Source organism: Winogradskya consettensis, from assembly GCF_018332715.1.
GTDB classification, from domain to species: domain Bacteria; phylum Actinomycetota; class Actinomycetes; order Mycobacteriales; family Micromonosporaceae; genus Actinoplanes; species Actinoplanes consettensis.
On sequence record NZ_BOQP01000006.1, the window covers coordinates 41,471 to 66,573 of the forward strand.

Consider the following 25,103-nt stretch of genomic DNA (forward strand, 5'->3'; position numbering starts at 1 on the left):
TTGGTGAGGCCCGCTTGCGCTTGCCTCGCCGAGAACAAACTCTACCTGAGCCCATGGTGCCCACCAAATCGGGTCACCACCCCGCGTTTTCGTAACCTCGCGATTACCGAAAGGTATCGACGTGGTCGCGGGCCCACGAGGCGAACGTCGTCCCAGGCCGGCCCAGGATTTGGGGCATCGTGGGGACCGGACGCTGGGGGTGGTCGATCATGGCGGCCATGCCGTCGGCGTACCAGGTGGCGAAGTCGCCCATGGTCTGCGCGAGGTGGGCGACGAACTCGTCGTGGGGCAGGTCGATGTAGGTGAGGTCGCGACCCAGCGCTGCCCCGAGCTGGGCGACGCGGTCCTGGCGGGTGAGGGTTTCGGGGCCGCTCAGCTCGTACGACAAGCCTTCGTGACCCTCCTCGACCAGGCAGCGAGCCGCCACCGTGGCGATGTCCTCATGCGCGATGGGTGCGTCACCCGACTTCCCGTAGCCGTCGCGCACGACGTCTCCCGCCCGGATCTGCGGAGCCCACGTCTCGGCGTTGCTCATGAACTCGCCCGGCTCGAGATGCACGTAGGGCACACCACAGGCCTCGACGCCGTCCTCGATCGGCTGCCAGTGACCGCCTTTGGCGCCGGCGAGGTCTACGATGCGCCGCACCCCGGCAGCGGCCGCCAGCCGGCAGACCTCCGCGTTCGTCTTGACCAGCGGTGCGAGATACATCCGGTCGACCCCGGCGAGCGCGGCGGGCAATGTCGAAGGACGACCGAGGTAGCCCCGCACGGCCTCGACCCCGTCGGGCAGCCGGGCCTTCGACGGATCAACCGTCAGCGCCCGGATGTCCTGCGCGCCGAGCGCCACCAGCTCGTCGACAACGAGCCGTCCGACCCCGCCCGTCGCTCCGGTGACCAGAATCCTCATTCCCGTAGGGAATACGAGAACTGAGGGGAGAGTCATGAACCCGGATCGGATCCTGCCGCTGCTGTGGCGGGGCAACCGCCCGGCGGGTGCCGCCCGCACGGGTCGCCGCCCGGGCCTGAGCGTGGACGCGGTGATCGACGCCGGCATCGCGATCGCCGACGCCGAGGGCCTGGCGGCGGCCTCGATGGCGAAGGTCGCGGCCCGGCTCGGGGTGGGCACGATGACGCTCTACACCTATGTGCCGTCCCGCACCGAGCTCGTGGGTCTCATGGTCGACCAGGTCCTGCGGAGTCCCGAGCTGTCCGGCGAAGGATCCTGGCAGGACCGCATTCTCGGGTACGCCGAGAGCACCCTGACGACGTACCGGAAGCACCCCTGGCTGAGCCGGGTGCCGGCGGTCCGCCCGCCGCTGGGCCCGGGCACGTTCCGGAGCAAGGAGTTCGTCCTCGCCGCCGTAGCGAGCACCGGACTGCCCCTGACCCGCGTCAACGAGGCGGCGAACGCGATCGCGATGTTCGTCACGTCGGCGGCCCGGCAGGAGGGCGAGAACGAGATCCTGCGCCGCGAGAGCGGGCTCTCCAACGACGCGTGGTGGCTGGCGCGGAGCGGTTTCTGGGAGGAGTGGTTCGACGCGGAGGAGCACCCCACCATGACCCGCCTGTGGCACGCGGACGGGTATGGCGGGGGCACCGAGGAGCAGGCTGCGGCGGCTTTCGCGTACGGTCTGCGGTTGCTCCTGAACGGCATTGCAGCCGACGCCGGGGCCTAGCGCGTCTCGACCTTCAGATCGCCCACGGTCACCGCGCGGATGTGGTCGCCGGCGAGCATGGCGTGCGGGAAGCCGAGGTCGATCGCGCTGGCCTCGTCGAGCCGGGCCAGCTGCGCAGTAGTGAACTCGACGTCCAGGGCGCCGAGGTTGTCCTCCAGTTGCGCGGGCGTGCGGGCGCCGATGATCGGGGCCGTCACACCCGGCTGCTGCAGGGTCCAGGCAAGGCCGATCTGGGCGGGAGTCCGGCCCAGTTCCGCGGCGACCTGCTTCACGACGTCCACGATGGCGAAGTTGCGTTCGGTGAGGCCGCCGTTGGCGATGGTGAAGCTCCTGCGGGTGCCGTCGTCCGCGACGGTCAGATCGTCTCGGCTGTACTTGCCGGTGAGGACACCGCCGGCAAGCGGTGACCACGGGACCACCCCGAGGCCCATCTCGCGTGCCATCGGGATCAGGTCGCGTTCGCCCGTACGCTCGATGAGGTTGTATTCCATCTGCAGCGCGACCAACGGTGACCACCCACGCAGGTCAGCGATCGCCTGCATCCGCGACACCTGCCAGGCCGGTGTGTTGGAGATCGCGACGTAGAGCACCTTGCCCTGCCGGACCAGGTCGTCCAGGCCGCGCAGGATCTCCTCGACCGGGGTCCGGAAGTCCCAGACGTGCAGGTAGAGCAGGTCGAGGTAGTCCGTGTTCAGCTGGCGCAGGCTGGCCTCCACCGAGCCGGTCAGGCTCTTGCGCTGACTGCCCCCGGAGTTCGGGTCCCCGGGCCGGCGCAGCGTCGTGTATTTCGTAGCCAGCACGAGGCTCTCGCGGTTCTCCTTGCTGAATTCGCCCAGCAGCCGTTCAGAACTGCCATTGGTGTACGTGGTGGCGGTGTCGATGAAATTGCCGCCGCGCCCGACGTACAGATCGAACAGCTTGCGTGCCTCGTCCCGGTCGGCGCCCCAGCCCCAGTCGGTGCCGAAGGTGGCGGCCCCCAGCGCCAGCGGTGAGACCCGCAGCCCGGAGCGCCCCAGCAGCCGGTAGGTGTCGAGGGTGAGTGCCATCGTGTCCTCCTGTGGTCGCAGAACCTTGCGGACACGAGTCTGCGATCGCGGGGAGGCGGGGGTCAGGGAGGCGAGTTCCTGGGAATACCGGTCCTACCCTCCGGTTGGACCGGAAAGGACGAACAGGACGCGGGAGCTGGCCACGTTCCTGCGGTCCCGGCGTGAACGCCTGGACCCGCGCGACTTCGACCTGCCCCGGCGCCGGCAGTCCCGGCGGACCCCGGGTCTGCGCCGCGAAGAGGTCGCCGAACTGGCCGGGGTCAGCACCGATTACGTCGTACGCCTGGAGCAGGCCCGTGGTCTCCGCCCGTCAGCGGACGTGGTGGAAGCCCTGGCAGGAGCTCTGCGCCTGGCCCCCAACGAACGCGCCTACCTGTTCGACCTGGCCCAGCAGCGCCCCCGCACCGCGGACAGCCCCGCCGCCACCGCGTCGCCGTCCCTGGCCGGGCTCGTCGCCGAGCTGTCGCCGATGCCGGCCATGCTGCTCAACCACCGCTTCGACATCCTCGCCTGGAACGACGACATGGCAGCGCTGTTGGTGGATTTTGGCGCCCTGCCGCCGGCGCAGCGCAACCTGGTGTGGCTGTGTCTGCTGCACCCGCAGGTCCGGGCGTTCTACCTGGACCGCGAAAGCGTCGTGCGGGACGGGATCGCCCACCTGCGCACCGCGTGGGCCGCGCACCCCGAGGATCGGGCGCTCAACGAGCTCATCGCCGAGTTTCGCACCCGCGACGCCGATTTCGCGCGGCTGTGGGCCGAGCCGGACGTCACCGTCAACGGCCGGGGCCGTAAGGTGATGCGCCATCCCGACGTGGGTGAGATCACCCTGAACTTCGAGGCGCTCACGCCCGCGCACGACCCGGACCAGTGGTTGCTGATCTTCCGCCCCGCCACCGACGGCGATCGATCAGCGCTGGAAAAGTTGAAAACCCCCACTCCTGCCGCGCGGAGTGGGGGTCGTGATGAAACGCCCTAGTCGAGCGAGACGACCGGGTTGCGCAGCTCGCCGATGCCCTGGACGCTGACCGAGACGGTCTCGCCCGAGACGATCTGGCTGACGCCGGCGGGGGTGCCGGTGAGGATGACGTCGCCGGGCAGCAGCGTCATGACGTGGGAGACGTAGGAGACCAGGGTCGGGACGTCGAAGACCATGTCCTTGGTGCGGCCGAGCTGGCGGACCTCCATGGCGTCGGGGTTGCGGCCCACCTCGCAGCGCACCTCGAGATCGCTGACGTCGAGGTCGGTCTCGATCCACGGGCCGAGCGGGCAGAACGAGTCGAAGCCCTTCGCCCGGGTCCACTGCGGGTCGCTGCGCTGCAGGTCACGGGCGGTCACGTCGTTGCCGACCGTGTAGCCGAAGATGGCCTTCTGGGCGCCGGCGCGGTCGACCCGGCGGGCGCCGCTGGCGCCGATCACGACGGCGAGCTCGGCCTCATGCTCGACCTGCTTGGCGACCGACGGGATCCGGATCGCGTCGTTGGGGCCGATCACCGAGGTGGACGGCTTGATGAAGATCAGCGGCTCCTTGGGCAGCTCGTTGCCGAGCTCCGCGGCGTGGTCGGCGTAGTTGCGGCCGATGCCGATCACCTTGCTGGAGAAGATCGGCGCGAGCAGCCGCACGTCGGCCAGGGCCCAGCGGTTCCCGGTCGGGCGGACGTTCTGGAACGGGATGCTGTCGATCTCGGCGATCGTGAGACCCGACTGCGCCTCTCCCTCGACGATCCCGAAGGAGACGCCACCGGCATGAACAAAACGAGCGAAACGCACGGGTGAACCCCATCCCTTGAACTTGCTTGTACGCAGGAACGAGGCTACGCGCTACGGGACACCGGATCCGTCCCGAGCCGGGGGAAGGGCTCCAGCGCGAAGACGATCTCGACCGGCACCTCGAAATACGTGGAGATCCGGAGCGCGAGGTGCAGCGACGGGCTGAACTCGCCGCGCTCCAGATAGCCGACGGTCTGGTAGTGCACGCCCAGGGCATCGGCCAGCTGCCGCCGGGAGATGCCCCGCTCGGCGCGCAGCATGGCGATGCGGTTGTACGTGATCTCGGAGCTCATGTGCCGTCTCTCAGCTGATCCGCTGCATGGCCTTCTCACGCCGGGCGGCGACCGCGCTGCCCGACTCGCGGCGGGCCATCCGGCGCAGGATCATCGGCGCGACGACCAGGCCGGCGACGGCCCAGAGGCCCAGCATCCCGACGGTCTCCAGGTGCCGCCAGGAGTGGCCCAGCTCGGCCGCCGTGAGGGCGTCGGGCAGGAAGACGGAGCGCATACCCAACCCTAGCCAGTAGATCGGGAAGACCTGTGCGACGCCCTGCACCCACCCGGGCAGAGCCATGATCGGGTAGAAGATGCCGGAGATGGCGATGAGGCCGATCAGCGGGAGCATCATCAGCCCCATGTTGCGGGGCCCGTCGAGCAGTGACCCGAGCACCGCGCCGATCGGCATGGTGGCGATGAACCCGAGCGGCACGAGCCAGAGCAGGGTGAACCAGCCGACCGCGTCGACGTGCAGCCCGTCGACGAAGAACAGGCCCGGCACGAGCTGCAACAGGAAGCTGATCGCGGTCATGCCGCCGACCAGCACGATCTTGCCGACCAGGTAACCGGACATGCCGTTGGGGGTGGCCTTGGCCCGCAGCAGGGTGCCGTCCTCGCGATCGGTCACCAGCATGATCGCCACCGTCATGAGCCCGGTGAAGGCGATCCCCATGCCGAACGCGCTGGGCAGGGTGCGGGCGCCGAGCGAGATGTCCGTGCCGGGCACCGTCGCGCCGCGCATGAAGAACACCGTGACGAAGAGCGCGACGGTCGGGAAGATGTACTGCCAGAGGTCGGCGGGGGTCGTCAGGGTCTGGCGGAACTCGTAGCCACCGCGGGCAAAACCCGTGCGCGCGGCCGTGGAGATGCTGCTCACAACGCCTCCTGGAACGTGCTGGCCGCCGTTGCCGCACGGCCGGCCTCGGACTCACGGACGAGGGTCATGTAGGTCTCCTCCAGGCTGGAACGGCGCACTTCCAGGTCGGCGATGGCGTCGCCGTACTGCCGGAACAGCTCGCGGACGAACGCGGTGGCATCGACGGCCGCATGCACGTATCGAGCGCCGTCGCGGGTCCAGCGGATCTCGGACTCCCCCGCCACCAGCAGCGAGAGCTGGTCGGCCGAGCCGTCGGCGATGATCCGGCCACCGGCGAGGATGAGGATCCGGTCGGCGAGCTTCTCGGCCTCGTCGAGGTCGTGGGTGGTGAGCAGGATCGTGGTGTCGTCCACATCGGCCAGCCGGTGCACGAGGTCGTGGAACTCGCGGCGCGCGGCGGGGTCGAAGCCGACCGTGGGCTCGTCGAGGAAGAGCAGCTCTGGGCGCCCGACGATGCCGATGGCGACGTCGAGGCGCCTGCGCTGGCCACCGGAGAGCCGGGAGACCCGCTGGCGGGCCTGCGCGGTCAGGCCGACCTTCTCGATCAGGTCGTCGACCGGCCACGGACGTGGGATCGCGGGCGTCGAGTAGTCGGCGTAGTAGGTGCCGAGGTGGTGGAGCAGGTCCCGGACGCGCCATTTGCCGTGGTCACGCCAGGACTGCAGCACGACACCGAGCCGGGCGCGCCATTTCTCCCCCGCGACGCCCGGATCCTCGCCGAGCACGGTCACGTCACCGGCGGAGCGCCCTCGGAAACCCTCGAGGATCTCGATGGTGGTGGTCTTGCCCGCGCCGTTCGGGCCGAGCAGGGCGATGACCTCGCCGCGCCGGGCCGAGAACGTCACGCCGTGGAGCACGTCTGTCGTGCCGTAACGCATCCGCAGGTCACGGACGTCCAGCACGCGCTCGTCGACCGGCATCGGCATGCCGGCCTCGAGCGCTCCCGTCACTGTCGTCATGTCCAGCACATTATCAATCATGTAGCAGATGTACTACATTTCTCAGCATGCCAACTATTCAGAGCAGGGACGGCACCCCGATCTCCGTGACCACCACCGGCACCGGGCCGGGGCTGGTCGTGATCCCGGGCGGGCTGCGGATGGCCCATCACTACACGCGGTTCGCGGCGGCGCTCGCCGAGGTGCGTACGGTCCACCTCGTCGACCGTCGCGGGCGCGGGGACAGCGGGCCGCAAGGCCCTGCGTACTCGATGGATCGTGAGGTCGAGGATGCCGCGGCCGTGCTCGACGCCACCGGCGCCGCCGAGGTCTTCGGCCACAGTTACGGCGGGCTGGTCGCGTTGCGGCTCGCCCTCGGCCGCCGGCTCGACCGGCTTGTGATCTATGAGGCAGGACTCAATCTGGACGGCCGGATCAACCCCGGGATCCTGTCCGGCATGGAGCGCAAACTGGCCGCCGGGCGCGAGGCGGCGGCGATGACGACGTTCATCGGCGGCCTGGGGCTGGCACCGATGGGACTGCTTCCCATGCCGGTGTTCACCGCGGTCGCCTGGCTGATGCTGCACACCGCGGACGGCCGGGAGACCCGCGCGCTGCTCGCCACCCTCCCGTCCGAGCTGCGGGAAGTCCTCGCCCTGAACTCCGGCGGCGGCGAGTACGCCGCCATCACCGCGCCTACCCTGATCATCGCCGGCGGCAGGAGCCCGCGGTGGCTGCGCGAGGTGCAGTCGGAGTTGGCCGCGCTCATTCCCGGGTCGGCGCACACGGTCTCGCCGGGACTCAACCACAACGCGCCGGACGAGAACGCGCCCGCGGAGGTGGCGGACCTCGTTCGGGCGTTCCTCACAACCGGCGGCGCCAGGGCTCGATAGGACTGGACTTGCTGGATACGCTGGTGCGATGGGGATCAGCGAGAGGCAGGCGCTGGCTACCGTGCTGCCCAGCGTCAGCTGGATCCCGCTGGCCCGCGCCCATGCGGAGCGTGCTGACGAGATGACGGCAGGTCATCGCGCGCGCAAGTCGGCCGGCGAGAAGCACGCCATAGAGGATTTCCTCTACGACTACTACGGCACCCGCCCGGCTCAGCTGCGCCGCTGGCACCCCGGCGTCGGCACCGGGCTGGGCCAGGCGCCGGACGGCCTCGCCGAGCAGGCGGCGTGGAAGTTCTACGCGACGCTGCCCGACGGCGTGGTCACGCTCAACGTCGAGGCCTACATGCAGGTCCGCGGCGAGAGCGTCCGCTACATCCACGGCCTGCTCACGGCGACCGAGTCCCGCCCGGCGTTCTCGGGCTGCTTCGGCCTGCACGAGTGGGCGATGGTCTACCGCCAGCCGGAGCACCGCCGCCACCAGCTGCCGCTGCGCCTGGGACAGGCCGAGACGGACAAGGTCGTCGAGCAGCACCCGATCCGCTGCACCCACTTCGACGCGTTCCGCTTCTTCACCCCGGAGGCGGTCGGCCTCAACCGGCTGCAGCCCACTCGAGCCACCCAGGTCGACCTCGACCAGCCGGGTTGCCTGCACGCCGCCATGGATTGCCACAAGTGGGCGACCAAACTCGGTCCCGCGGTCCCGGGCGCGCTCGCCCTGGACTGCTTCGCCCTGGCCGGCGACATCCGCCTGCTCGACATGCAGGCCAGCCCGTACGACCTCACGTCCTACGACGAGCCCGCGGTGAAGATCGAGACCCCGGAGGGCAAGCAGGAGTACGTAGCCCGCCAGCGCGAGTTCGCCCGGCGCGCGTCGGCCCTGCGCGCCCGCCTGATCCGCGTCTGCGAAGAGCTTCTCGGCCCGGCCCTGGCCGCCGAGAACAGGGAAGCCGTCGCCCCCAACAACGCCTAACCCAGGGCCGCGCGCACCTGGGCGCGGAGCCAGGCGTGGGCGGGGTCGGTGTCGTAGCGCTGGTGCCAGCTGCAGATCATCGTCGGGGGCGGCACGGGCAGCGGAAGCGGTTCGGTCCTCAGGTCGAACGTCTCGATCAGGGGACGCCAGGTCGCCTCGGGCGCGGTCAGGACGGCGTCGCTGCGGCTGACGACGAGCAGGGCGCTGGCGGCGGTGCCGACCGAGGCGAGGACGCGGCGGCGCAGGCCGTGCGTGGCGAGCATCTCGTCGATCGGGTCGGTGAGCCGGCCGCGGCGGGAGACCAGGATGTGCGGCTGCGCGGCGTAGGCGGCCAGGTCGAGCCTGCCCGCGTACGGATGGTCGCGGCGCACGATCGCGACGACCCGGTCCTGGCCTTCCGTTCCCGAGGTGAAGAAGCGGAACTCGGGCAGGTCGGGGGCGGCTGACCCGATCACCAGGTCGATGCGGCCGTGACGCAGATCGTCGTTGTCGGAGGCGGGCTCGGCCAGGAAGCGCAGCCGCACACCGGGCGCGAGCCGGGCGATGGCGTCCAGCAGCGGCGGTGCCAGCGACGTGGCGAGGGCGTCGTGGCATTGCAGCGTGAACGTGCGGTCGAGCTCCGCGGGGTCGAATTCCCGGCTGGGGGCGAGCACGTCGCGGGCCTGCCGCACGAGATCGCCGACCTGCTCGCGGACGCCCAGCGCGTACGGCGTCGGGGTCATCGTGCGGCCCGTGCGCACGAGGATGTCGTCGCCGGTCAGCCGGCGGATCCGGCCCAGCGAGCGGCTGACCGCGGGCGAGGACAGCCGCAGCCGGTCGGCGGCGCCGAGCACGCTGCCCTCTTCCAGGAGCGCGTCGAGCACCGTCAGCAGATTCAGGTCCAATTGCATGGTGGTAAATCTTAGCGTAACAAGAGTGCACTGGACTTAATCGTCGGTGGGCTCGATGGTTGGTGCATGCCACACGAACTGCTCGAAGCGGCGACCACAGCCGTCCAGGAAGCCGGGAAGCACCTGCGCTTCATCAACTCCAGGCCCGTGAACTCCGAGGCCCTGATGGCCGCGCTCAAGGCCAACGACGACGCCGTCACCGAGGTGCTCCGGCCCGCCCTGACCGCCGCGCTGCCCGGCTCCGGCTGGAACACCGACGAGCACGGCTCCGGCCCGATGCCCGGCGGCGACTGGTGGGTCGTCGACCCGGTCGGCGGCAACCTCAACGCCATCTACGGCATGGCCGACTGGAACATCGGCGTCAGCCTGGTGCGCGACGGCCGGCCCGTCCTCGCGATCCTGCACGCACCGGCGACCGGTGAGACGTTCACCGCGGTCGCGGGCGAGGGGGCTCTGCTCAACGGCGTACCCATCCATGTCTCTGAGAAGACCGACCTGTCCGTGGCCCTGACCGGCACCGGGCAGGCCCAGCCCAACCGCGACCCGGCGCACGTGCAACGGGTCGGTGCCGCCATCGCGGCGATGATGCGTCACGCCCTCTACGTACGCGCCTCGGTGCCGGTCGGTCACCAGCTCACCCAGGTCGCCGCCGGCCGCATGGACCTGCACTGGCAGTTCGAGAACCTGCGCTCGCACATCGCTCCCGTGCTGATCGTGCGAGAAGCCGGCGCGACCGTCACCGACCTCGACGGCAAGCCGTGGGAGATCTCCAGTGCCGGCTACCTTGCCGCCGCCCCGGGCCTGCACGCGGCCGCACTCGACATCCTCAAGTGAAAGGAACCCCGATGGAACAGCTGCTCAATCAGGTCGAGGCCGTCGTTCTCCAGGCCGGTGAGGCACTGCTCGACGGGTACGCCACCACAGCGCGACCAGCGACCAAAGCGGACATGGCTCGAGCCGGCAGACGCCTGGACGAACTCGTCACCGCCATCCTGCAACCCGCCCTCGCCGACCTCCGGCCCGAAGCGCGCTGGGCCGGCGACGACCAGGAGATGACGAAGCTCCCACCCGGCGAATGGTGGGCCGTCGATCCGACCGAGGGTGCCGTCAACTACGTGCACGGCATGGACGAGTGGGCGGTGACCGTGGCCCTGATCCGCGACAACGTGCCGGTGCTGGCGGTCGTCCACCAGCCGGTCGGCGACCGGACGTGGACCGCGGTGCGCGGCGGTGGAACCCTCCTCAACGGCAAGCCCCTGACCGTGTCGGCCAAGACGGAACTCGACGCCGCAATCGTCACCATGACCCAGCCCCGCACCCAGAACCGCCGCTTCGGTGACGCCGTGGCGACCCTGCTCGACGAGGTGCTGTTCGTCCGCTCCACGGTGCCGAGCACGTTCCCGCAGCTGGACGTGGCCGCGGGTCACGTCGACGCCTACTGGCAGTACGAGTGCGACCTGGTCGGCGTCGCCGCGGGCGTCCTGCTCATCACGGAAGCGGGCGGCGTGGTGACGGATCTACGGGGAGAACCCTGGCGGCCGGGACACTGCGACATCGTTGCCGGCGCTCCGGGCGTACACAAAGAATTGTTGGCTCTGCTGCAAGCGGGAGAAGTGCACTGACATGGAACTCACCATCCTCGCCGCCTCCGGCGCGACCGGCCTCGAACTCACCCGCCAGGCGCTGCTGCGCGGCCACACGGTCACGGCGATCGCGCGCACCCCCGCCAACATCACCGTCGCGGACTCACCACGGCTGACCCGGTTGACCGCCGACGTCCGCGATCCGGAGTCGATCGCGGCGGCCCTGGACGGCCGGAAAACCGTCCTCTCCGGCCTCGGCATCGCCAGCGGTGACAAGCCGGGCGCCCTCACCGCCGGAGCCCGATCGGTCGTCGCCGCCCTGCCCCAGCGCATCATCTGGCTCGGCGCGTTCGGCACGGGACCCTCCGCCCGCGCGGCCGGTCCCGCCACCCGCACCCTGCTGAAACTGATGGGCGACAAGCTCACCGACAAGGTCGCGGCCGACGCCGCCATCCTCGCGGCCGGCGGCACGGTCTTCCACGCAGGCCCATTGTCGACCGGCCCGCTCAGCGAAACCCGCCGCACGGTCGGCCTCAGCGAAGCACCAGCACGGTTCTTCCCCGCCCGGGTCAGCCGGGCAACCGTCGCCGCCGCCATGCTCGACGAAGCCGAAAACCCCGCATTCCCAGGCGCAGTCGCGATTCCTCTGGAGCAGTAGACGCCGAGGCCGGCCTCGCGGTTGCGGAGCTGGGAGCGGTGCTCGGAGGCGGCGATGGTGATGACTGCGGCCGGGATGTTGCTCATCCCGGCTGCCTCCGGCGACCTTGCAAACGGCACGGCTGGCGGGACTCAGAATCCACAGGCCAGCGCCTCCCCTGGGTCGGCCGCTTCCGACTCCGCAGAGCACTTCTTCGAGTTTCCACCGGGGTGCAAGAGTTGAGTCCTACGGTCGCCTTTGCATCGATGATCCGACCACTGGCCGGTCCAGTCCGCGAGATCGTGCATCCAAGCTGGCGAGTTTGGCTGGGCCTTCGATGCCCACTTCGCGGCGTTTTTCGCCGCGAAGTCGTCGAGGACGTCAGGACCGACCTCGCGCCATGCGGGATACCGCGCCAACCATAGTTCAGCCTGCTCGGGTGTGTGGCCGCAGCCGATCAGCCACTGGGCGAGGATGGCAAGCTCGACCCACGGCGCGGCCTTGGTCGCCATGGCCCAGTCGACGATCCGCAGGCCGTGCGCGGTGACGATGAGGTTGGCCGGGCCGAGGTCGGTGTGCACGAGCGTGTCGCCGTCCATCGCCGGATGCTCGAACCCAAGCCGCCCCTTCGGGCTGAACAGTCCCACATCTGGCGCCCGGGTCTTGCCCAGCGCCGTCAGCGCTTCGCCGAGGAGATCCAGGTCAGGGCTGCCGGGCGACAGGTCGGCGTGTGCGCCTTCGCAGTGCTGGAAGCCTACGACCAGCCAGCCGGCCGCCTCGAAGTGCCACCTGACCGCGGGCGAGTGCGGCCCGCTGACGGCCTCACTCACCCGCAGCTCGAAGCGCAACGACCGAACCCCGAAGTCAGAATGAGCCGCCTTGAGGAACACCTTCCCGGCTGTCCCGGTGACAGTTGCGGCTATCTCCGCGTGGTCACCGGTCGCGGCGGGGGAGATGTCGGAATCGCCGACCCGGTCGGCGACCTTCTTCGTGACGGCCTCGGGCAACGTGGCCCAGTCAGTGCGCATCGATCAGTTGCCCTTTCAGATGCCCGGGTTCGGCGGGCAGCAGGACTTGGCCTCGCCGTCCCAGAACTCGGGGTCGATGTAGTAGCCGGTCGCCTTGAGAGCCTGGCGGGTGTACTCCAGCGAGGAGCCGTCCGCCATGCCCTCGGTCAGGATCGGCACGTGGTGCACGAAGCCTCCCGCGATTTGCTCGCAGGCGGCGGCGTACGCCTCGGTGTGTTGCAACGAGGCGTGCCAGGCCGCGTCGACCGGTTCGGTGGGTACGACGCGGTACGAGCGACCGTCGGGCAGCAGTCGGCCGAAGTCGGGGTCGTGCTGCGAGTTGGCGTGGGCCTTGAGCATGAGCAGCATCTGCCCGACGGCCCGCCGGGCGTAGATCTTGGTGACCTCCTGGCGGGCGGCGAAGAACTCGGTGAGCTTGTCGAAGGTCTCGGGGTCGACGAGGGCTTGCGGGTCCCTGTCGGCCTGAACCGGCAGTGCGGTCGTGAGCGTCACGACTCCTCCTTGGGGGTTTATGGATCGCCGACGCCTGATGCGCCGGTGAAATCCCGGATCAACGGGTCGATTGGTGCTGGCCGATCTGACTCGGCGCGTGGGAGACGTAGTCGACGTTCGGTTCGGTGCGCGCCGCCTGAAGCAGCTCGGCGGCCAGCGCTTCGGTGTCGGCGCCGGTAAGCCAGTCCGTCAGCAGGTCGCGCGCCTCTGCGACCTGCTCGGCGAAGGCGGCGGGGCTGACGACGCTGGCGGGCGAGATGACGCGCCGCAACGGGGTCGAGGTGAGCGCGGCCTCAGCCAGGTTCCCGGCGATCCAATAGCCGGTGCGCTCGCGGGCCACGAACGTCACGTGGACGCTCTCCTCGGTCTGGCTCCGCGCGTGCGGGTTGTGCATCCAGCCGCGCGGCAGCACCAAAATCTGACCGGGACCGAGGTCGAACTCGAAGTCGGGTCGCATCGACTTCATGCGGTCGAGCACGTCGCTGCCGGGCGGGGTGTTGGACGCGAACTGCTCTCGGTGCGGCTCCTCGACCCCGGGCTCCCAGATCTGCCAGGTCTTGCGCCCGGCGAGCTGGTAGACGAACCCCATGTTCTGATCCCAGTGGTGATGCAGACCCTGCCCGCCTGCCGGGGTGACGAAGCCCGTGGCGTACGTGCCGTATCCGGTCTCGTTCTGCATTGCCGCGCAGATCGCGTGCACCTCCGGGCACCAGCGGTGCAGATTGCGCAGTTGGATCGTGTAGCCCCGACCGCGCCACTTCGCGACCTTGCCGGGATCCAGGTAGCCGTCTGTCGTGTATGCCCGGGAGTGCAGCGCCGCTCCGTCTTTGATCACGACGAGCTGCTCTGCGGGCGCGGTACCGGTGTCGAGGTAACCGTTGATGAGATCCACGTTGACGACGCCGGGCAGGCGGCTGCCATCAGGCGGTGTGTGAAGCGCAGGCTTCGCCGGCCAAGCGTCCATCATCTCGCTGACCGTGCCCTCGTCGAACAACATCGATAGGGACATTCCAACCTCCGGGGGTGTGGGGAGTAATTACGTCCGGGCGGTCTGCCCTGCTTCCGATCGAGCGGCCCTAGCCTTCGCTGCCGTGACGATGTCGAGCACGAGCTGTTCGGCAGCAACCGCCATGTCATCGGTCTCCAGCTCGATAACGGCGCGGCCCTCCTGCATGTGAATCCACGCAACGCGGACCAGGGTTGTCCCGACCCTCACCACGGGCGGCGCATCGAACGCGTCGAGCAGAAGGCCGAGCAGACCGGGGATTCCTTTCGGCGGTTCTTCGGTTGTCATGCCGCAAGCCCCGGCGGTTCGGCCCAGCCAAGAAATCGCTCGTAGAGATCGGGCGGCGGCATCCCTGAGCCGGCGGCCCAGTCATCGATCGCTTCGATCAGAAAGGACCCAACGACGACCGACAGGCCGTGCGGAAATCGCTGGTATTGCTCGGCCAGCTCGACCTTGGCGGTAGCGCACGGCCACGGCTGGCCGCAGACCCGGCAGTCCCACGTAGGGCGCCCGCCTTGGTGTTCCGTACGAGGTATCAGCATCACGCGCCTCCTCGCGAACGCCGCTTCTGCGCCGGAGTCAGCGCGCCCGTGCGACCGATCTGGAACAACGGCATGGTGTTTGTCTGCCAGCTCGGGACGTCGGGGCGGTGGCTATCGCCGCTCTTACCGGAGTCGCTGAGGGCCGTCAATGCGCGGAATTCCCCGCTTTCTTTGCCCTTTGCCATCCATGCCTCGATGCAGGGCCAGGGCAGGCCGCAGGTGTACCGTCGCCGACGCAAGACCAAAACGCGACGCCACCATGCGCGCTTTTCCTCCCGATGCTGCATTGCGCCTCCCCCATTGCGGGAACCGAACCCGTTGGCCTGACGCTAGGACGATCAGGACGGAAGGAGTGGCATTCACGTGCTGCCATCAGGCACTCTGTGGACCTGGCAGCATTGGCAGCACCCTGGCAACACGGAGGGGCACCGTGGAAACGTTCGGGCAAGCCGCTCGGCGGCTGCGCGGTGGCATGTCACTCCGCGAGGCCGCTCGGCGCGCACACCTCGACTCCGGGCACTTGTCCCGAGTCGAAGCGGACAAGCGCCCGCCCACGCCACTCATCGCCCAGGCGCTCGATGGCGTATACGAAGCAGGCGGGGAACTGTTTTCGCTGGTCGAAGCGCACGGCGAGCCGTGGGAGCTGGACCACGGGATCTGGCGGCCGAAGGACTCCGAGTTGCTCGCAGCCGCGGTGCTCACAACGACGCCTAAAGCGGAAAACGCCCTCACCCTGGCGCACCAATGGTTGATCGCTGAGCCGCCGCAGGTGACCGCTACTCGTGCCGGCCGACGTATCGGCGTCGCCCAGGTCCAGGAGGTCGAGAAGCGTGTCCACCAGCTCCGCAAGCTCGACGACTACGTCGGTGGACAGGACACACACGCGATGGTCACCACGGAGCTAGCGGCAACGACCGCTTTGCTCCGTGATGCCGCCTACACCGAGGAGATCGGCAAACGGCTCCTCGCCGCCATCGGCGAGTTGGCCCAGGTAGCCGGATGGGTCACCAGCGACGCTGGCCATCATGCCGAGGCCGAGCGCTACTATCTCGTTGGGATGCGGGCAGCTCACGCGGGCGGAGACGTCGCGGGCGCGGCGAACAACCTCTCGTCGCTCGCCTACCAGGTCGCGAACGTCGGTGACGCGCGAGAGGCCGTGACCCTCGCGAAGTCGGCCTACGCTGGTGCGCGCAGCGCGGCTACCGCCACCACGAAGGCGCTCCTCGCGGAGCGAGTGGCCTGGGCCGAGGCCCAGATAGGCGACGCGACTGCCGCAGAACGTGCTCTCGGCACAGTCGAGGAGCAGTACGAACATCGCCAGCCAGCCGATGATCCGATCTGGGTCTATTGGCTCGACGAGGGCGAGATCGACATCATGGCCGGACGAGTCTGGACTCAGTTACAACGCCCGCTGCGAGCGGTCCCCATCCTGGAGAGGGCGACCGCCGGATACAGCGACGAGACCGGGCGGGAGACCGCGCTCTATATGACCTGGCTTGCCGAGTCCCTACTGCAGGCGAACGAAGTCGAACGCGCGGCGGAAGCGGCTACGCGAGCGCTTCGCCTCTCGGGGAAGGCCGGGAGCTCGCGGGTTTCTGAGCGCCTGCGCCTTCTTCGTGCCAAGCTGGCCAAATTTCCCGGGGTGCCAGAAGTCGATGCATTTGAGGGCGAGGCCAACGCCAGCGCGTAGCACTCCGGGCGTGCATCGGTTCCGGCCTTATCCCCGTCGCTGCGAGCGGCAAGCGCCGCTCCTAGCGCACCCGTCAAATGCAGCGGTTCGGCGCGCTTACTGCTCATGGCGCTGGCACAATATCGTTGACTTGCAGCCCTTCAGGGGCGCCCTCGCGGACTCTGACGCACGCTCCTCTGCCCGCTCAGAAATTCGCTGGCAGGGGATGCAGGCGGGCCGGTACTTCTGCCTACCCCTGGACAATCCTTCAGGCTTCCACGGATTTCTCAGCCACGAGAACAGAGGGCAAGGTTAATTGAATCGACGCAAAAGAGCGTATTTCCTCAAACGCCTAAGCTCGTATGCGTCAATTGGATAAGCAAATAAAACTGACGGAAAGTTATAAACGAGGCACTCAGCCTGAAATTGGTTAAGCGTCAATCCTCGTCGCTGCGGCGGTTGCGTTTGATCTGGGCCCGGCGCTTCTTCTCGCCGATGCGGCGTTCGACCGAGCCGCGGGTCGGTTTGGTCGCGCGGCGCTGGCGGGGTGGGGCGGCGATGGCCTCGCCGACCCGCATGGCGAGGCGGGCTTCGGCGGCCTCGCGGTTGCGGAGCTGGGAACGGTGCTCGGAGGCCGCGATGGTGATGACGCCGTCGATCAGGCGGCTGCCGAGCCGCTCGACCGCGCGTTCCTTGAGAGCAGGTGACAGCAGGCCGGACGCGAGCAGGTTCCACGACAGCTCGACCCGTGAGTCGGTCGTGTTGACGCCCTGGCCGCCGGGGCCGCTGGAGCGCGAGAAACGCCAGGTCAACTCGGCCTCCGGGATGACCATCCCCGGCCGGACGACTACATCGGCCATGAGATCCCCCTTTCGGCCACGGACGACAGCATTCCATCACCGGCGCCTCGTCGCTATCCAGTTGTGATCGACACGGCATCCTCAGCGGCCGGGGCCGGGGCTGTGGTTGTCGAGCCGATGCTGGCCAGGATGACCACGACGATGGCCAGCGCGGTGGTCCAGGAGAGGGCCTGGGACAGCAGGAGCCAGCCGGCGACGGCCGCGACCGCTGGTTCGAGGCTGAGCAGGATGCTGAAGACGCCGTGCGGGAGGCGGCGCAGGGCGGAGAGCTCCAGCGAGTACGGGATCACCGAGGCCAGCACGGCCGTGCCCACCGCGACGAGCAGCAGGTGCGGGGACACGACCGCCTGGGCGGCGCCGGTGATGCCGAACGGAAGCACGGCGAGTGCGGCCACGGAGAGCGCCACCGCCAGCCCGCCCAGACCGGGGATGGCCGCGCCTGCCCGCTTGCCGGCCAGGATGTAGAGCGCCCAGAAGCCCGCAGCCACCAGGACGAATAGAACACCCAGCGGGTCGAGGGCCGTGGCGCCGTCGCCGAAGCCGAGGATCGCGACGCCGATGCCTGCGAGCAGCACCCAGGCGATGTCGCGCAGGCGCCGGGAGAGGACGGCGGCGAGCACGAGCGGGCCGAGGAATTCGATCGTGACGGCCGGGCCGAGCGGGATGCGGGCGATCGCGGCGTAGAAGAAGGAGTTCATGCCCGCCATCGCCAGGCCGAGCAGGGCGGCCGCGCGCCATTGGCCGCTGTTCCAGGTCCGCAGTGCGGGGCGGGCGAGCAGGACCAGGACGATCGCTGCCAGGCCGAGGCGTAGCGCGGTGGCGCCCGAGCTGCCCGCGACGGGGAACAGCCCGGCGGCGAGGGCGGCTCCGACCTGCAGGGATGCGCAGGAGCCGAGGACCATGAAGACGGCGGGGCGGTTCATGACCCGACCATCGCCGACCGACGATCATTTCGTCCAGCGAACGTTTCTGAGCGATAATCATTAGCGATGTTGGACGTTCATCGTTTACGACTGCTGCGCGAGCTCGACCGGCGCGGCACCCTGGCCGCCGTCGCCAAGGCCCTCAACTACAGCCCCTCGGCGATATCGCAGCAGCTCAGCCTGCTGGAGACGGAGACCGGGGCGACCCTGCTCGAGCATGTGGGGCGCGGGGTCCGGCTCACCCCGCAGGCCAGGATCCTGGTTCGCCACGCCGACGCGATCCTGGAGCGTCTGGAGCTCGCCGAGGCGGAACTGGCCACGAGCATGACGGAAGTCACCGGCACGATAAGGGTCGCGTCGTTCCAGTCGGTGCTGCTGGCGCTCGTCCCCGGCGCCCTGTCCGGCCTCGTAGCGGCGCATCCCGGGCTGCGGATCCGGGTCACCCAGCTGGAGGCCGGGCCCGCGTTCGCGGGACTGCTCGCGCACGAGTTCGACGTGGTGCTCGGCGAGGAATACCCCGGTCTCGCCCAGCCCCGCAATCCCGGCGTGGACGAGGAGGACCTGGTCCACGACGAGATCCGGATGGCAGTGCCCGTCGACGGACCGTGGCACCAGGGCGACCTCGCCGAGCTGAACGGGGCGCCGTTCGTCTTCGATCCCGGCGACATCGAGCCCGGCCAGTGGGCGCGGACCCAGTGCCGTTCCGCCGGGTTCGAGCCCGACGTACGGTTCGTCAGCGGTGACCTGCTGCTCCAGGTGCGGCTCGTGGAGACCGGGCACGCCGTGGCGTTCCTGCCCGATCTGCTCTGGACCGACCGCGCCCACGGCAGGGTGGAGCTGCATCCGCTGCCGGGACGACCGCGACGCCGGCTCTTCACCGCGGTGCGCAGCGGATCGGCCGAGCAGCCCGCCATCCGCGCGTTCCGCAAGGCGTTGCAGGATCAGGTGCGCGGGTAGGGGTCTTCCGTGGGCGGCGGGCTGTCGTCGGAACGGTCCAGCGCCGGCAGCCACAGCACGAAGGTGCTGCCGACGCCCAGTTCGGAATAGGCGGCGACCTGTCCCCCGTGCGACTCCACGATCTGACGCACGATGGCCAGCCCCAGCCCCGTGCGGCGCTCCTTCGACGGGGACGACCCGCGCCAGAAACGGTCGAAGACCCGGGGCAGATCGTCCGGGGCGATGCCGGGGCCCTCGTCGGCGACCGCGAGCCACAACCACGATCCGCTCCGGCCGGTCGCGACGGTCACGGTCGAGGACACGGGCGCGAGACGTACGGCGTTCGACAGCAGATTCCCCACCGCCCTCCGCAACGCGTCCGCATCCCCGATGAGCTGCAGGTCCTCGTCCGTGACGAAGCGCAGGTGCAGCGGCCGGTCGGGCAGGAACGACTCCTCGCCGGCCTCGCGGGCGAGCGCTGACAGGTCCACATCGGCGTCGGTCAGCTCGCTGGCGTCGCGGCGGGCCGTGGCGAGCAGGTCCTCGACCAGCCGCGACATCCGTGTGGTGGCTCGGTCGACCACGGCGACCGCCCGCTCGCGCTCCTCGGCCGTGGCCTCAGGGGCGTTCAAGGACGCGTCGATATTGGTACGGATGATCGCGAGCGGACTCCGCAGTTCGTGCGACGCGTCGTCGATGAGCTGCCGCTGCCCCTGAAAGGCGCGGTCGAGACGGTCCAGCATCGAGTCGATGGTGTCCGCCAGGTCGCGCAGCTCGTCGCGCGGTCCCTCGAGCCGGATCCGCCGGGTGAGGTCGGTCGCCTGGATCTCCCGGGCGGTCCGCGCGATCGCACCGACCGGCCGCAGCGCGCGCCCGGAGAGCACCCAGCCGATGCCGAGGCTGGCGACGAAGAGTCCGCCGAGCGCGATCAAAGAGTACGTACGCAGATACTGCAGCGTGTCGTAGTTGACCGCCGCCTCGATGTCCGAGATATCGGCGTAGCTGACCCGCCGGACGAACGAGTGACCCTCGTAGAGCTTCGCGTCCCGGGTCGTCAGCGGCCGCGCCTCGGTGGTCTGCGCGACGGCGAAGTACGTGATCGCGAGCGCCGCCCCGGCCAGCGCGAAGAGCAGCGTCGAGTAGAGCACCGTGAGCCGGAACCGGATCGACCGCAGCACCCGTGGCGGCTTCACGCCGGCACCCGCAACCGGTATCCCCGGCCGACGACGGTCTCGATCGAGCCCTCGCCGAGCTTGCGGCGCAGCGTGCCCACCGTGACGCGTACGGTCTGGGTGAACGGGTCGGCGTTGGCGTCCCAGACGTGTTCGAGCAGCTCCTCGCTGGACACGACGTGCTCGGGCCGCAGCATCAGATATTCCAGGACGCCGAACTCCTTCGGCGTCAGCGGGAGCCGCGCCCCGGCCCGGGTGGCGGTGTGGCGGGGCTGGTCGAGCACGACGTCACCGACGCGCAGGACGGCCGATCCGCCGTTGGTGTCGCGGCGCAGCAACGCCCTGATCCGGGCCTGGAGCTCGGCGAGCGCGAACGGCTTGACCAGGTAGTCGTCGGCTCCCTCGTCGAGACCGCGGACCCGGTCGTCCACCCGGCCCCGGGCGGTGAGCATCAACACGCGCACATCGTTGTCACCCGGCGTCACGAGCGACCCGTCACGCAGAGCACGGCACAGCGCGAAGCCGTCACCGTCCGGCAGGTTGATGTCGAGCAGCATCAGGTCGTACTCGTTGACCGCCAGCAGGTCACCGGCCCGCGCGCAGGTACCCGCGACGTCCACGGCGTACCCCGCTCGGGAAAGCCCGACCCGCAGCCCCTCGGCCAGGTCTTCCTCGTCCTCCACCACCAGCAACCGCATCCTTCGACTATGCAACCCGCACCGAAAACCTGCCGAAGGTCCGGTAGACGGGATACTGGAGACCGACAAGGGAGGTTGCGTGTCTGCTCAGCCCGCGCCGGTCGCCGAGACCGGTTATCCGTGGCCAATCGAAACCGCACGCCTGGACAACGGGCTGCGGGTCGTCGTCAGTGAGGACCGCACCGCTCCGGTGGTGGCGGTCAACCTTTGGTACGACGTCGGATCAAGGCACGAACCGGCCGGTCAGACCGGATTCGCGCATCTCTTCGAGCACCTGATGTTCGAGGGCTCGCAGAACGTCGCCAAGACCGAGCACATGCGGTACGTGCAGGGCGCCGGCGGTTCCCTCAACGCGACCACCAACCCCGACCGGACCAACTATTTCGAGACGCTGCCGGCCGAGCACCTCGAGCTCGCGCTCTGGCTCGAGGCGGACCGGATGGGTGGCCTGGTGCCCGCGCTCACCCAGGAGACGCTGGACAACCAGCGCGAGGTGGTGAAGAACGAGCGGCGGCAGCGGTACGACAACGTGCCGTACGGCGATGCCTGGCTGCGGATGCTGGAGCTGCTGTATCCGGCGGGGCATCCGTACCACCACGCGACGATCGGGTCGATGGAGGACCTGAACGCGGCGGGGCTCGAGACGTTCCAGGCGTTCCACGCGAAGTACTACGCGCCCAACAACGCGGTGCTGACCGTGGCCGGCGACGTGACCCCGGGCGAGGTCTTCGCGCTCGCGGAGAAGTACTTCGGGGCGATCGAGACGGTCGCCAACATCCCGGCCGCGCCCTCGGGACACCTCCCCGGCCCGGCGACCAGCCCGGTCAGCGAGACCGTCACCGGCACCGTGCCCGCGCCGCGCGTCTACCTCGCGCACCGCACACACCCGTTCGGAACAGCCGGGTACGACGCGATCACCGTGCTCGCCACGGTGCTGGGCAGTGGCCGTGGCTCGCGGCTCTACCAGCGGCTCGCCGACGGTGCCCGGATCGCGCAGCCGGACTACATCGGCTCGTACGGCGTCGACCTGGCGCACGCACCCGCGCCGCTGATCATCACCGCCACGGCCAAGGACGGCGTCGACATCGCCACCCTGACCGAGGGCGTCGCCGAAGTGGTCGCCTCGATGGCCACCGAACCCGTCACCGAGGCCGAGCTGGAACGGGCCAAGGCGCTGCTGACCACCGCGTGGTGGCGGCAGATGTCCACGGTCGCCGGCCGCGCCGACACCCTGAGCCGCTACACGACCCAGTTCGGCGACCCGGCAAGCGCCGCCTACCGCCTGCCGCAGTGGCAGTCCGTCACCTCCGAGGACATCGCCGACGCCGCCCGCACCCTGAACCCGGAATCCCGGGTAACACTCACTTACCTCCCGGAAGGACCCGAAGCATGAGCCTCGTCGCTACGCGGCCCGAACCCGGCGAAGCCCGGCCGTACGCGTTCCCGGAGATCCGCCGCGCGAGTGTGGCCGGCGGCGAGATCGTCGCCGCGCACCTGCCCGGGCACCTGCTCGCCTCCGCGTCGCTGCTGCTCGACGCGGGTGCTGCCCGGGAGACCGCCGGCCGGGAGGGCACGGCCGGTGTGCTCGCCAAGTGCCTGGAGGAGGGCACGACGACCCGGAACTCCGCGGCGTACGCCCTGGCGCTCGAAGGTCTGGGCGCCGAGCTGAGCACCTCGGTCGACTGGGACTCGTTCCGGGTCGGCCTGTCGGTGCCCGTCGGGGTCCTGTCCCGCGCGGTGGCACTGATGGCCGAGGCGGCCCGGACACCGCGGCTGGACCCTGCCGACGTCGAACGGGTCCGCGACGACGAGGCGACCGCGCTGCGGATGGACTGGGCGCAGCCCGGCCCGCGAGCGGATGCCGCCCTGCGCGCCGACCTGTTCGGTGCCGGGGAGCGTTACGGCCGCCCGCTGAGCGGCGACCCTGTGTCCACCGCGGCGGTGACCGTCGAGGACGTGACGACGTTCCACGAGTCCTGGCTCAAGCGCCCCGGGGTGCTGCTGGTCGCGGGTGACCTCGACCGGCTCGACCTCGAGGAGCTCGGCGCGGCCGCGTTCGCGGGCTCCGGCGGCGACCCGCTGCCGGTCGAGGGCCCGCTCGGCGTACCGGTCGCGGGCGCGCGCCGGTTGCTGCTCGTCGACCGGCCCGGCTCGGTGCAGTCGACGCTGCGGCTCGGGCACCGGGCACCGGAACGCGCCCACCCCGACTACGTGCCGATCACACTGGCGGCGACAGTGCTGGGCGGGGCGTTCACGTCCCGGCTCAATCACCTGATCCGCGAGGTCAAGGGCTACACGTACGGCATCCGCGCTGACTTCGCGATGACCCGCCGGTTCGGCCGGTTCGGCGTCAGCTCCTCGGTGCAGACCGCGGTGACGGCGCCGGCGCTGACCGACACCGTCGGCGAGATCGCCCGGACCCAGCTCGACGGGGTCACCGAGGAGGAGTTGTCGGTCGCGCGTACCTGGCGGGCCGGTTCGCTCTCGGTCGACATGCAGACGCCGGGCTCGATCGCCGGGGCGCTCGCCACCCTGGTCATCCACGGCCTGCCCGACGACTACTACCCGACGCTGCGCAAGCGGCTGCTGGAGACGACCGCCGAGGAGGTGTCGGCAGCCGCCGCACAGCACCTGCACCCGGACGCCCTGACGCTGGTCGTCGAGGGCGACGCCGCATTGATCCGCGACGAGCTCGCGGCCGCGAAGCTGGGCGAGATCATCACCTCCGAGGTGTAGGACCAGGTGGGTTAAGCTGCGGGGCCACCGTCGGGATCGGCGGTGGCCCCGGCAGTTTTGGGACGGCCTCATGCCCACGAATCTCACCGCCTCCGCCGCCACGTTCGACCGCCGCGCACTCCCCGCTCCCCGGGCCGCAGCGGCACCCAGGCTGGCCCCGGAGGCCGCGACGCTCAACGCGTACGCCCCCCGCAACGTCACCGACGCCGCGCTGACCGAGCCGGTCGGGCGGGCGTACCACTACCTCGACGTCGTGCAGGACGCCTACGTCAAGGGTGGCGAGCCGCGGCTGCTGCAGAGCTACAACAACGAATCCGAGCTGCTGACCACCGCGTTCGTCTACGACAACGCGCTGACGGTGCTCGCCTACCTCGCCAACCCCGCGGTCGCCAACGTGCGCCGGGCCCGGCTGGTCGGCGACGCGCTGCTGTGGGCACAGGATCATGACGAAACGTACGCGGACGGGCGGCTGCGCCAGGCGTACGCCGCCGGCCCGATGCGTTTCTACGGCGACGACGGCGCGTACTTCCCCGGCCTCAAACGCGCGGACGGCAAGGCGGCACACCTGTGGCCGTTCGGGTTCAGCGGCTCCTCCACCGGCGACCAGGCCTGGGCCGGGCTGGCGCTGGCCCAGCTCTACGTCGACACCCGGATCGCCAAGTACCTCGACGGCGCGATCGCCCTGGGCCTGTGGATCGCGGAGCAGCGCTCGCCGTACCGCTGCGGCGGCTACCACGGCGGCGTGCAACCCGACGGCGAGACGGTGCAGCGCTGGGCGTCGACGGAGCACAACATCGACGCGTACGCCCTCTTCGATCTGCTCCTGAAGCTCACCAAGGACAAGACCTGGGCCGTACGCCGTGAGGTCGCCGCCACCTTCGTCCGCACCATGTGGAACCGCAGCGCCGGCCACTTCTGGTCCGGCACCCTCGGCGGCCTCGACGCCGAGGACCCGAACGAGGTCAACACCGGCAACGTCCCCGAGGACGTGCAGGCCTGGGAGCTCCTCGGCCTCGGCGACCCCCGCTTCGACACGGCCGTCGACTGGTCGATCGGCAACCTCTGGACCACCGACCGCGGCATCTCAGGCGTCACCTACAGCAGCCACGCCCGCGCAGAGTCCGACGCGGTCTGGCTCGAAGGAAATGCGCACGCCGCCCTGGCCCTGCGTCAGCGCGACAAGCCGGGAGATGCCGCCCGTGCCCGCAACCTGCTGCGCGAGACCGTCCGGGCCCAGGAATCCCTCGGCGCGGGGCAGACCGTCGGCCGCACCAGCGACCCCCGGGACGGCAAGCTCTCCCAGCCGGGCGAGGGCGGCTCCTGGACCGGCACCCCACTGCCCACCAACGGCGGAATCGTCGCGGCCACGAGCCCCCTCGACACCGGCTTCGCCTTCGGCTATTTCCCCCGCCAGCACGTCGGCACAACAGCCTGGTTCCTGATGGCGGCCCAGGACTTCAACCCGTACCGGTGATGTGACCTGTGCCGT

28 protein-coding genes are annotated in these 25,103 nt (G+C 69.9%); 12 read left to right on the top strand and 16 right to left on the bottom strand.

Annotated features, from left to right (window positions below):
* Nucleotides 1-103: 103 nt before the first annotated feature.
* Nucleotides 104-907, bottom strand: coding sequence for an NAD(P)H-binding protein (locus Aco04nite_RS05910; protein WP_212996158.1), 804 nt, complete (start codon nt 905-907; stop codon nt 104-106).
* Nucleotides 908-941: 34 nt separating this feature from the next.
* Between Aco04nite_RS05910 and Aco04nite_RS05915 the strand changes: the two genes are divergently transcribed.
* A complete protein-coding gene (locus tag Aco04nite_RS05915; protein ID WP_212996159.1) occupies nt 942-1,676 on the top strand; it encodes a TetR/AcrR family transcriptional regulator C-terminal domain-containing protein in 735 nt (244 codons plus the stop codon).
* Here Aco04nite_RS05915 and Aco04nite_RS05920 read toward each other — a convergent pair.
* Nucleotides 1,673-2,722: an aldo/keto reductase gene (locus Aco04nite_RS05920; protein ID WP_212996160.1), complete on the bottom strand. Its 1,050-nt coding sequence runs from the start codon at nt 2,720-2,722 to the stop codon at nt 1,673-1,675. The two genes, Aco04nite_RS05915 and Aco04nite_RS05920, sit on opposite strands and share 4 nt — an antisense overlap.
* A gap of 25 nt (nt 2,723-2,747) precedes the next feature.
* On the opposite strand from Aco04nite_RS05920, the gene Aco04nite_RS05925 reads away from it, so the two are divergent.
* Nucleotides 2,748-3,698, top strand: coding sequence for a helix-turn-helix transcriptional regulator (locus Aco04nite_RS05925; RefSeq protein WP_212996161.1), 951 nt, complete (start codon nt 2,748-2,750; stop codon nt 3,696-3,698).
* Here Aco04nite_RS05925 and Aco04nite_RS05930 read toward each other — a convergent pair.
* The 4 genes from Aco04nite_RS05930 to Aco04nite_RS05945 are packed head-to-tail and all read right to left on the bottom strand — an operon-like array spanning nt 3,695 to nt 6,600.
* The gene (locus Aco04nite_RS05930; protein ID WP_212996162.1) at nt 3,695-4,489 is read right to left on the bottom strand and encodes a fumarylacetoacetate hydrolase family protein; all 795 of its coding nucleotides are present in this window, start codon (nt 4,487-4,489) and stop codon (nt 3,695-3,697) included. The genes Aco04nite_RS05925 and Aco04nite_RS05930 overlap by 4 nt on opposite strands.
* A 44-nt stretch (nt 4,490-4,533) precedes the next feature.
* Nucleotides 4,534-4,782, bottom strand: coding sequence for a helix-turn-helix transcriptional regulator (locus Aco04nite_RS05935; RefSeq protein WP_203838542.1), 249 nt, complete (start codon nt 4,780-4,782; stop codon nt 4,534-4,536).
* Between the two features lie 10 nt (nt 4,783-4,792).
* Nucleotides 4,793-5,641, bottom strand: a complete 849-nt coding sequence (locus Aco04nite_RS05940; protein ID WP_212996163.1) for an ABC transporter permease — start codon at nt 5,639-5,641, stop codon at nt 4,793-4,795.
* Nucleotides 5,638-6,600 carry an ABC transporter ATP-binding protein gene (locus Aco04nite_RS05945; RefSeq protein WP_212996164.1) on the bottom strand — a complete coding sequence of 321 codons (963 nt, stop codon included), beginning with the start codon at nt 6,598-6,600 and terminating at the stop codon, nt 5,638-5,640. The genes Aco04nite_RS05940 and Aco04nite_RS05945 overlap by 4 nt, the downstream gene beginning before the upstream one ends.
* Before the next feature lie 47 nt (nt 6,601-6,647).
* Here Aco04nite_RS05945 and Aco04nite_RS05950 point away from each other — a divergent pair, with 47 nt between their 5' ends.
* Both Aco04nite_RS05950 and Aco04nite_RS05955 read left to right on the top strand, forming a co-directional pair.
* Nucleotides 6,648-7,472 carry an alpha/beta fold hydrolase gene (locus Aco04nite_RS05950; protein ID WP_212996165.1) on the top strand — a complete coding sequence of 275 codons (825 nt, stop codon included), beginning with the start codon at nt 6,648-6,650 and terminating at the stop codon, nt 7,470-7,472.
* Nucleotides 7,473-7,500: 28 nt separating this feature from the next.
* Complete coding sequence (locus tag Aco04nite_RS05955) at nt 7,501-8,442, top strand: 3-methyladenine DNA glycosylase (RefSeq protein ID WP_212996166.1); 942 nt, start codon at nt 7,501-7,503, stop codon at nt 8,440-8,442.
* On the opposite strand, the gene Aco04nite_RS05960 is transcribed toward Aco04nite_RS05955, so the two are convergent.
* Complete coding sequence (locus Aco04nite_RS05960) at nt 8,439-9,332, bottom strand: LysR family transcriptional regulator (RefSeq protein WP_212996167.1); 894 nt, start codon at nt 9,330-9,332, stop codon at nt 8,439-8,441. The genes Aco04nite_RS05955 and Aco04nite_RS05960 overlap by 4 nt on opposite strands.
* A 66-nt stretch (nt 9,333-9,398) precedes the next feature.
* On the opposite strand from Aco04nite_RS05960, the gene Aco04nite_RS05965 reads away from it, so the two are divergent.
* Genes Aco04nite_RS05965 through Aco04nite_RS05975 form a run of 3 tightly spaced genes read left to right on the top strand, consistent with a single transcriptional unit; the run spans nt 9,399 to nt 11,573 of the window.
* Nucleotides 9,399-10,166: an inositol monophosphatase family protein gene (locus tag Aco04nite_RS05965; protein WP_212996168.1), complete on the top strand. Its 768-nt coding sequence runs from the start codon at nt 9,399-9,401 to the stop codon at nt 10,164-10,166.
* A gap of 11 nt (nt 10,167-10,177) precedes the next feature.
* On the top strand, nt 10,178-10,954 hold the full coding sequence (locus Aco04nite_RS05970; RefSeq protein ID WP_212996169.1) for an inositol monophosphatase family protein: 777 nt from the start codon (nt 10,178-10,180) through the stop codon (nt 10,952-10,954).
* 1 nt (nt 10,955) lies between these two features.
* On the top strand, nt 10,956-11,573 hold the full coding sequence (locus Aco04nite_RS05975; protein ID WP_212996170.1) for an NAD(P)-dependent oxidoreductase: 618 nt from the start codon (nt 10,956-10,958) through the stop codon (nt 11,571-11,573).
* A 131-nt stretch (nt 11,574-11,704) separates the two neighbouring features.
* On the opposite strand, the gene Aco04nite_RS05980 is transcribed toward Aco04nite_RS05975, so the two are convergent.
* From Aco04nite_RS05980 to Aco04nite_RS06000, 5 genes are read right to left on the bottom strand one after another with little or no spacing between them, the layout of a single operon-like run.
* Nucleotides 11,705-12,580: a phosphotransferase gene (locus Aco04nite_RS05980; RefSeq protein WP_212996171.1), complete on the bottom strand. Its 876-nt coding sequence runs from the start codon at nt 12,578-12,580 to the stop codon at nt 11,705-11,707.
* A 15-nt stretch (nt 12,581-12,595) separates the two neighbouring features.
* The gene (locus tag Aco04nite_RS05985; protein ID WP_212996172.1) at nt 12,596-13,072 is read right to left on the bottom strand and encodes a glycine-rich domain-containing protein; all 477 of its coding nucleotides are present in this window, start codon (nt 13,070-13,072) and stop codon (nt 12,596-12,598) included.
* A gap of 58 nt (nt 13,073-13,130) precedes the next feature.
* Nucleotides 13,131-14,081, bottom strand: coding sequence for a JmjC domain-containing protein (locus Aco04nite_RS05990; protein WP_212996173.1), 951 nt, complete (start codon nt 14,079-14,081; stop codon nt 13,131-13,133).
* Nucleotides 14,082-14,108: 27 nt separating this feature from the next.
* Complete coding sequence (locus Aco04nite_RS05995; protein WP_212996174.1) at nt 14,109-14,366, bottom strand: hypothetical protein; 258 nt, start codon at nt 14,364-14,366, stop codon at nt 14,109-14,111.
* Nucleotides 14,363-14,620, bottom strand: a complete 258-nt coding sequence (locus tag Aco04nite_RS06000; RefSeq protein ID WP_212996175.1) for a hypothetical protein — start codon at nt 14,618-14,620, stop codon at nt 14,363-14,365. Before Aco04nite_RS06000 ends, Aco04nite_RS05995 begins: the two co-directional genes overlap by 4 nt.
* Before the next feature lie 430 nt (nt 14,621-15,050).
* On the opposite strand from Aco04nite_RS06000, the gene Aco04nite_RS06005 reads away from it, so the two are divergent.
* Nucleotides 15,051-16,310 carry a helix-turn-helix domain-containing protein gene (locus tag Aco04nite_RS06005; RefSeq protein WP_212996176.1) on the top strand — a complete coding sequence of 420 codons (1,260 nt, stop codon included), beginning with the start codon at nt 15,051-15,053 and terminating at the stop codon, nt 16,308-16,310.
* Between the two features lie 416 nt (nt 16,311-16,726).
* Here the strand turns inward: Aco04nite_RS06005 and arfB are convergent, their stop codons facing one another.
* The gene (arfB, locus tag Aco04nite_RS06010; RefSeq protein WP_212996177.1) at nt 16,727-17,149 is read right to left on the bottom strand and encodes an alternative ribosome rescue aminoacyl-tRNA hydrolase ArfB; all 423 of its coding nucleotides are present in this window, start codon (nt 17,147-17,149) and stop codon (nt 16,727-16,729) included.
* A 53-nt stretch (nt 17,150-17,202) separates the two neighbouring features.
* Nucleotides 17,203-18,072, bottom strand: coding sequence for an EamA family transporter (locus tag Aco04nite_RS06015; protein ID WP_244875774.1), 870 nt, complete (start codon nt 18,070-18,072; stop codon nt 17,203-17,205).
* 66 nt (nt 18,073-18,138) lie between these two features.
* Here Aco04nite_RS06015 and Aco04nite_RS06020 point away from each other — a divergent pair, with 66 nt between their 5' ends.
* The gene (locus Aco04nite_RS06020; protein ID WP_212996178.1) at nt 18,139-19,029 is read left to right on the top strand and encodes a LysR family transcriptional regulator; all 891 of its coding nucleotides are present in this window, start codon (nt 18,139-18,141) and stop codon (nt 19,027-19,029) included.
* Here Aco04nite_RS06020 and Aco04nite_RS06025 read toward each other — a convergent pair.
* Together Aco04nite_RS06025 and Aco04nite_RS06030 are read right to left on the bottom strand one after the other, a co-directional pair.
* Nucleotides 19,014-20,201 (bottom strand): sensor histidine kinase, encoded by a 1,188-nt coding sequence (locus tag Aco04nite_RS06025; RefSeq protein ID WP_212996179.1) that lies wholly within the window; start codon nt 20,199-20,201, stop codon nt 19,014-19,016. The two genes, Aco04nite_RS06020 and Aco04nite_RS06025, sit on opposite strands and share 16 nt — an antisense overlap.
* Nucleotides 20,198-20,878 carry a response regulator transcription factor gene (locus Aco04nite_RS06030; protein ID WP_212996180.1) on the bottom strand — a complete coding sequence of 227 codons (681 nt, stop codon included), beginning with the start codon at nt 20,876-20,878 and terminating at the stop codon, nt 20,198-20,200. Before Aco04nite_RS06030 ends, Aco04nite_RS06025 begins: the two co-directional genes overlap by 4 nt.
* 79 nt (nt 20,879-20,957) lie before the next feature.
* Here Aco04nite_RS06030 and Aco04nite_RS06035 point away from each other — a divergent pair, with 79 nt between their 5' ends.
* The 3 genes from Aco04nite_RS06035 to Aco04nite_RS06045 all read left to right on the top strand — a co-directional run bounded on the left by Aco04nite_RS06035 (nt 20,958) and on the right by Aco04nite_RS06045 (nt 25,088).
* Complete coding sequence (locus Aco04nite_RS06035; RefSeq protein ID WP_212996181.1) at nt 20,958-22,271, top strand: M16 family metallopeptidase; 1,314 nt, start codon at nt 20,958-20,960, stop codon at nt 22,269-22,271.
* On the top strand, nt 22,268-23,614 hold the full coding sequence (locus Aco04nite_RS06040) for a M16 family metallopeptidase (RefSeq protein WP_212996182.1): 1,347 nt from the start codon (nt 22,268-22,270) through the stop codon (nt 23,612-23,614). Before Aco04nite_RS06035 ends, Aco04nite_RS06040 begins: the two co-directional genes overlap by 4 nt.
* 70 nt (nt 23,615-23,684) lie before the next feature.
* Nucleotides 23,685-25,088 carry a hypothetical protein gene (locus tag Aco04nite_RS06045; protein ID WP_212996183.1) on the top strand — a complete coding sequence of 468 codons (1,404 nt, stop codon included), beginning with the start codon at nt 23,685-23,687 and terminating at the stop codon, nt 25,086-25,088.
* Nucleotides 25,089-25,103 lie beyond the last annotated feature (15 nt).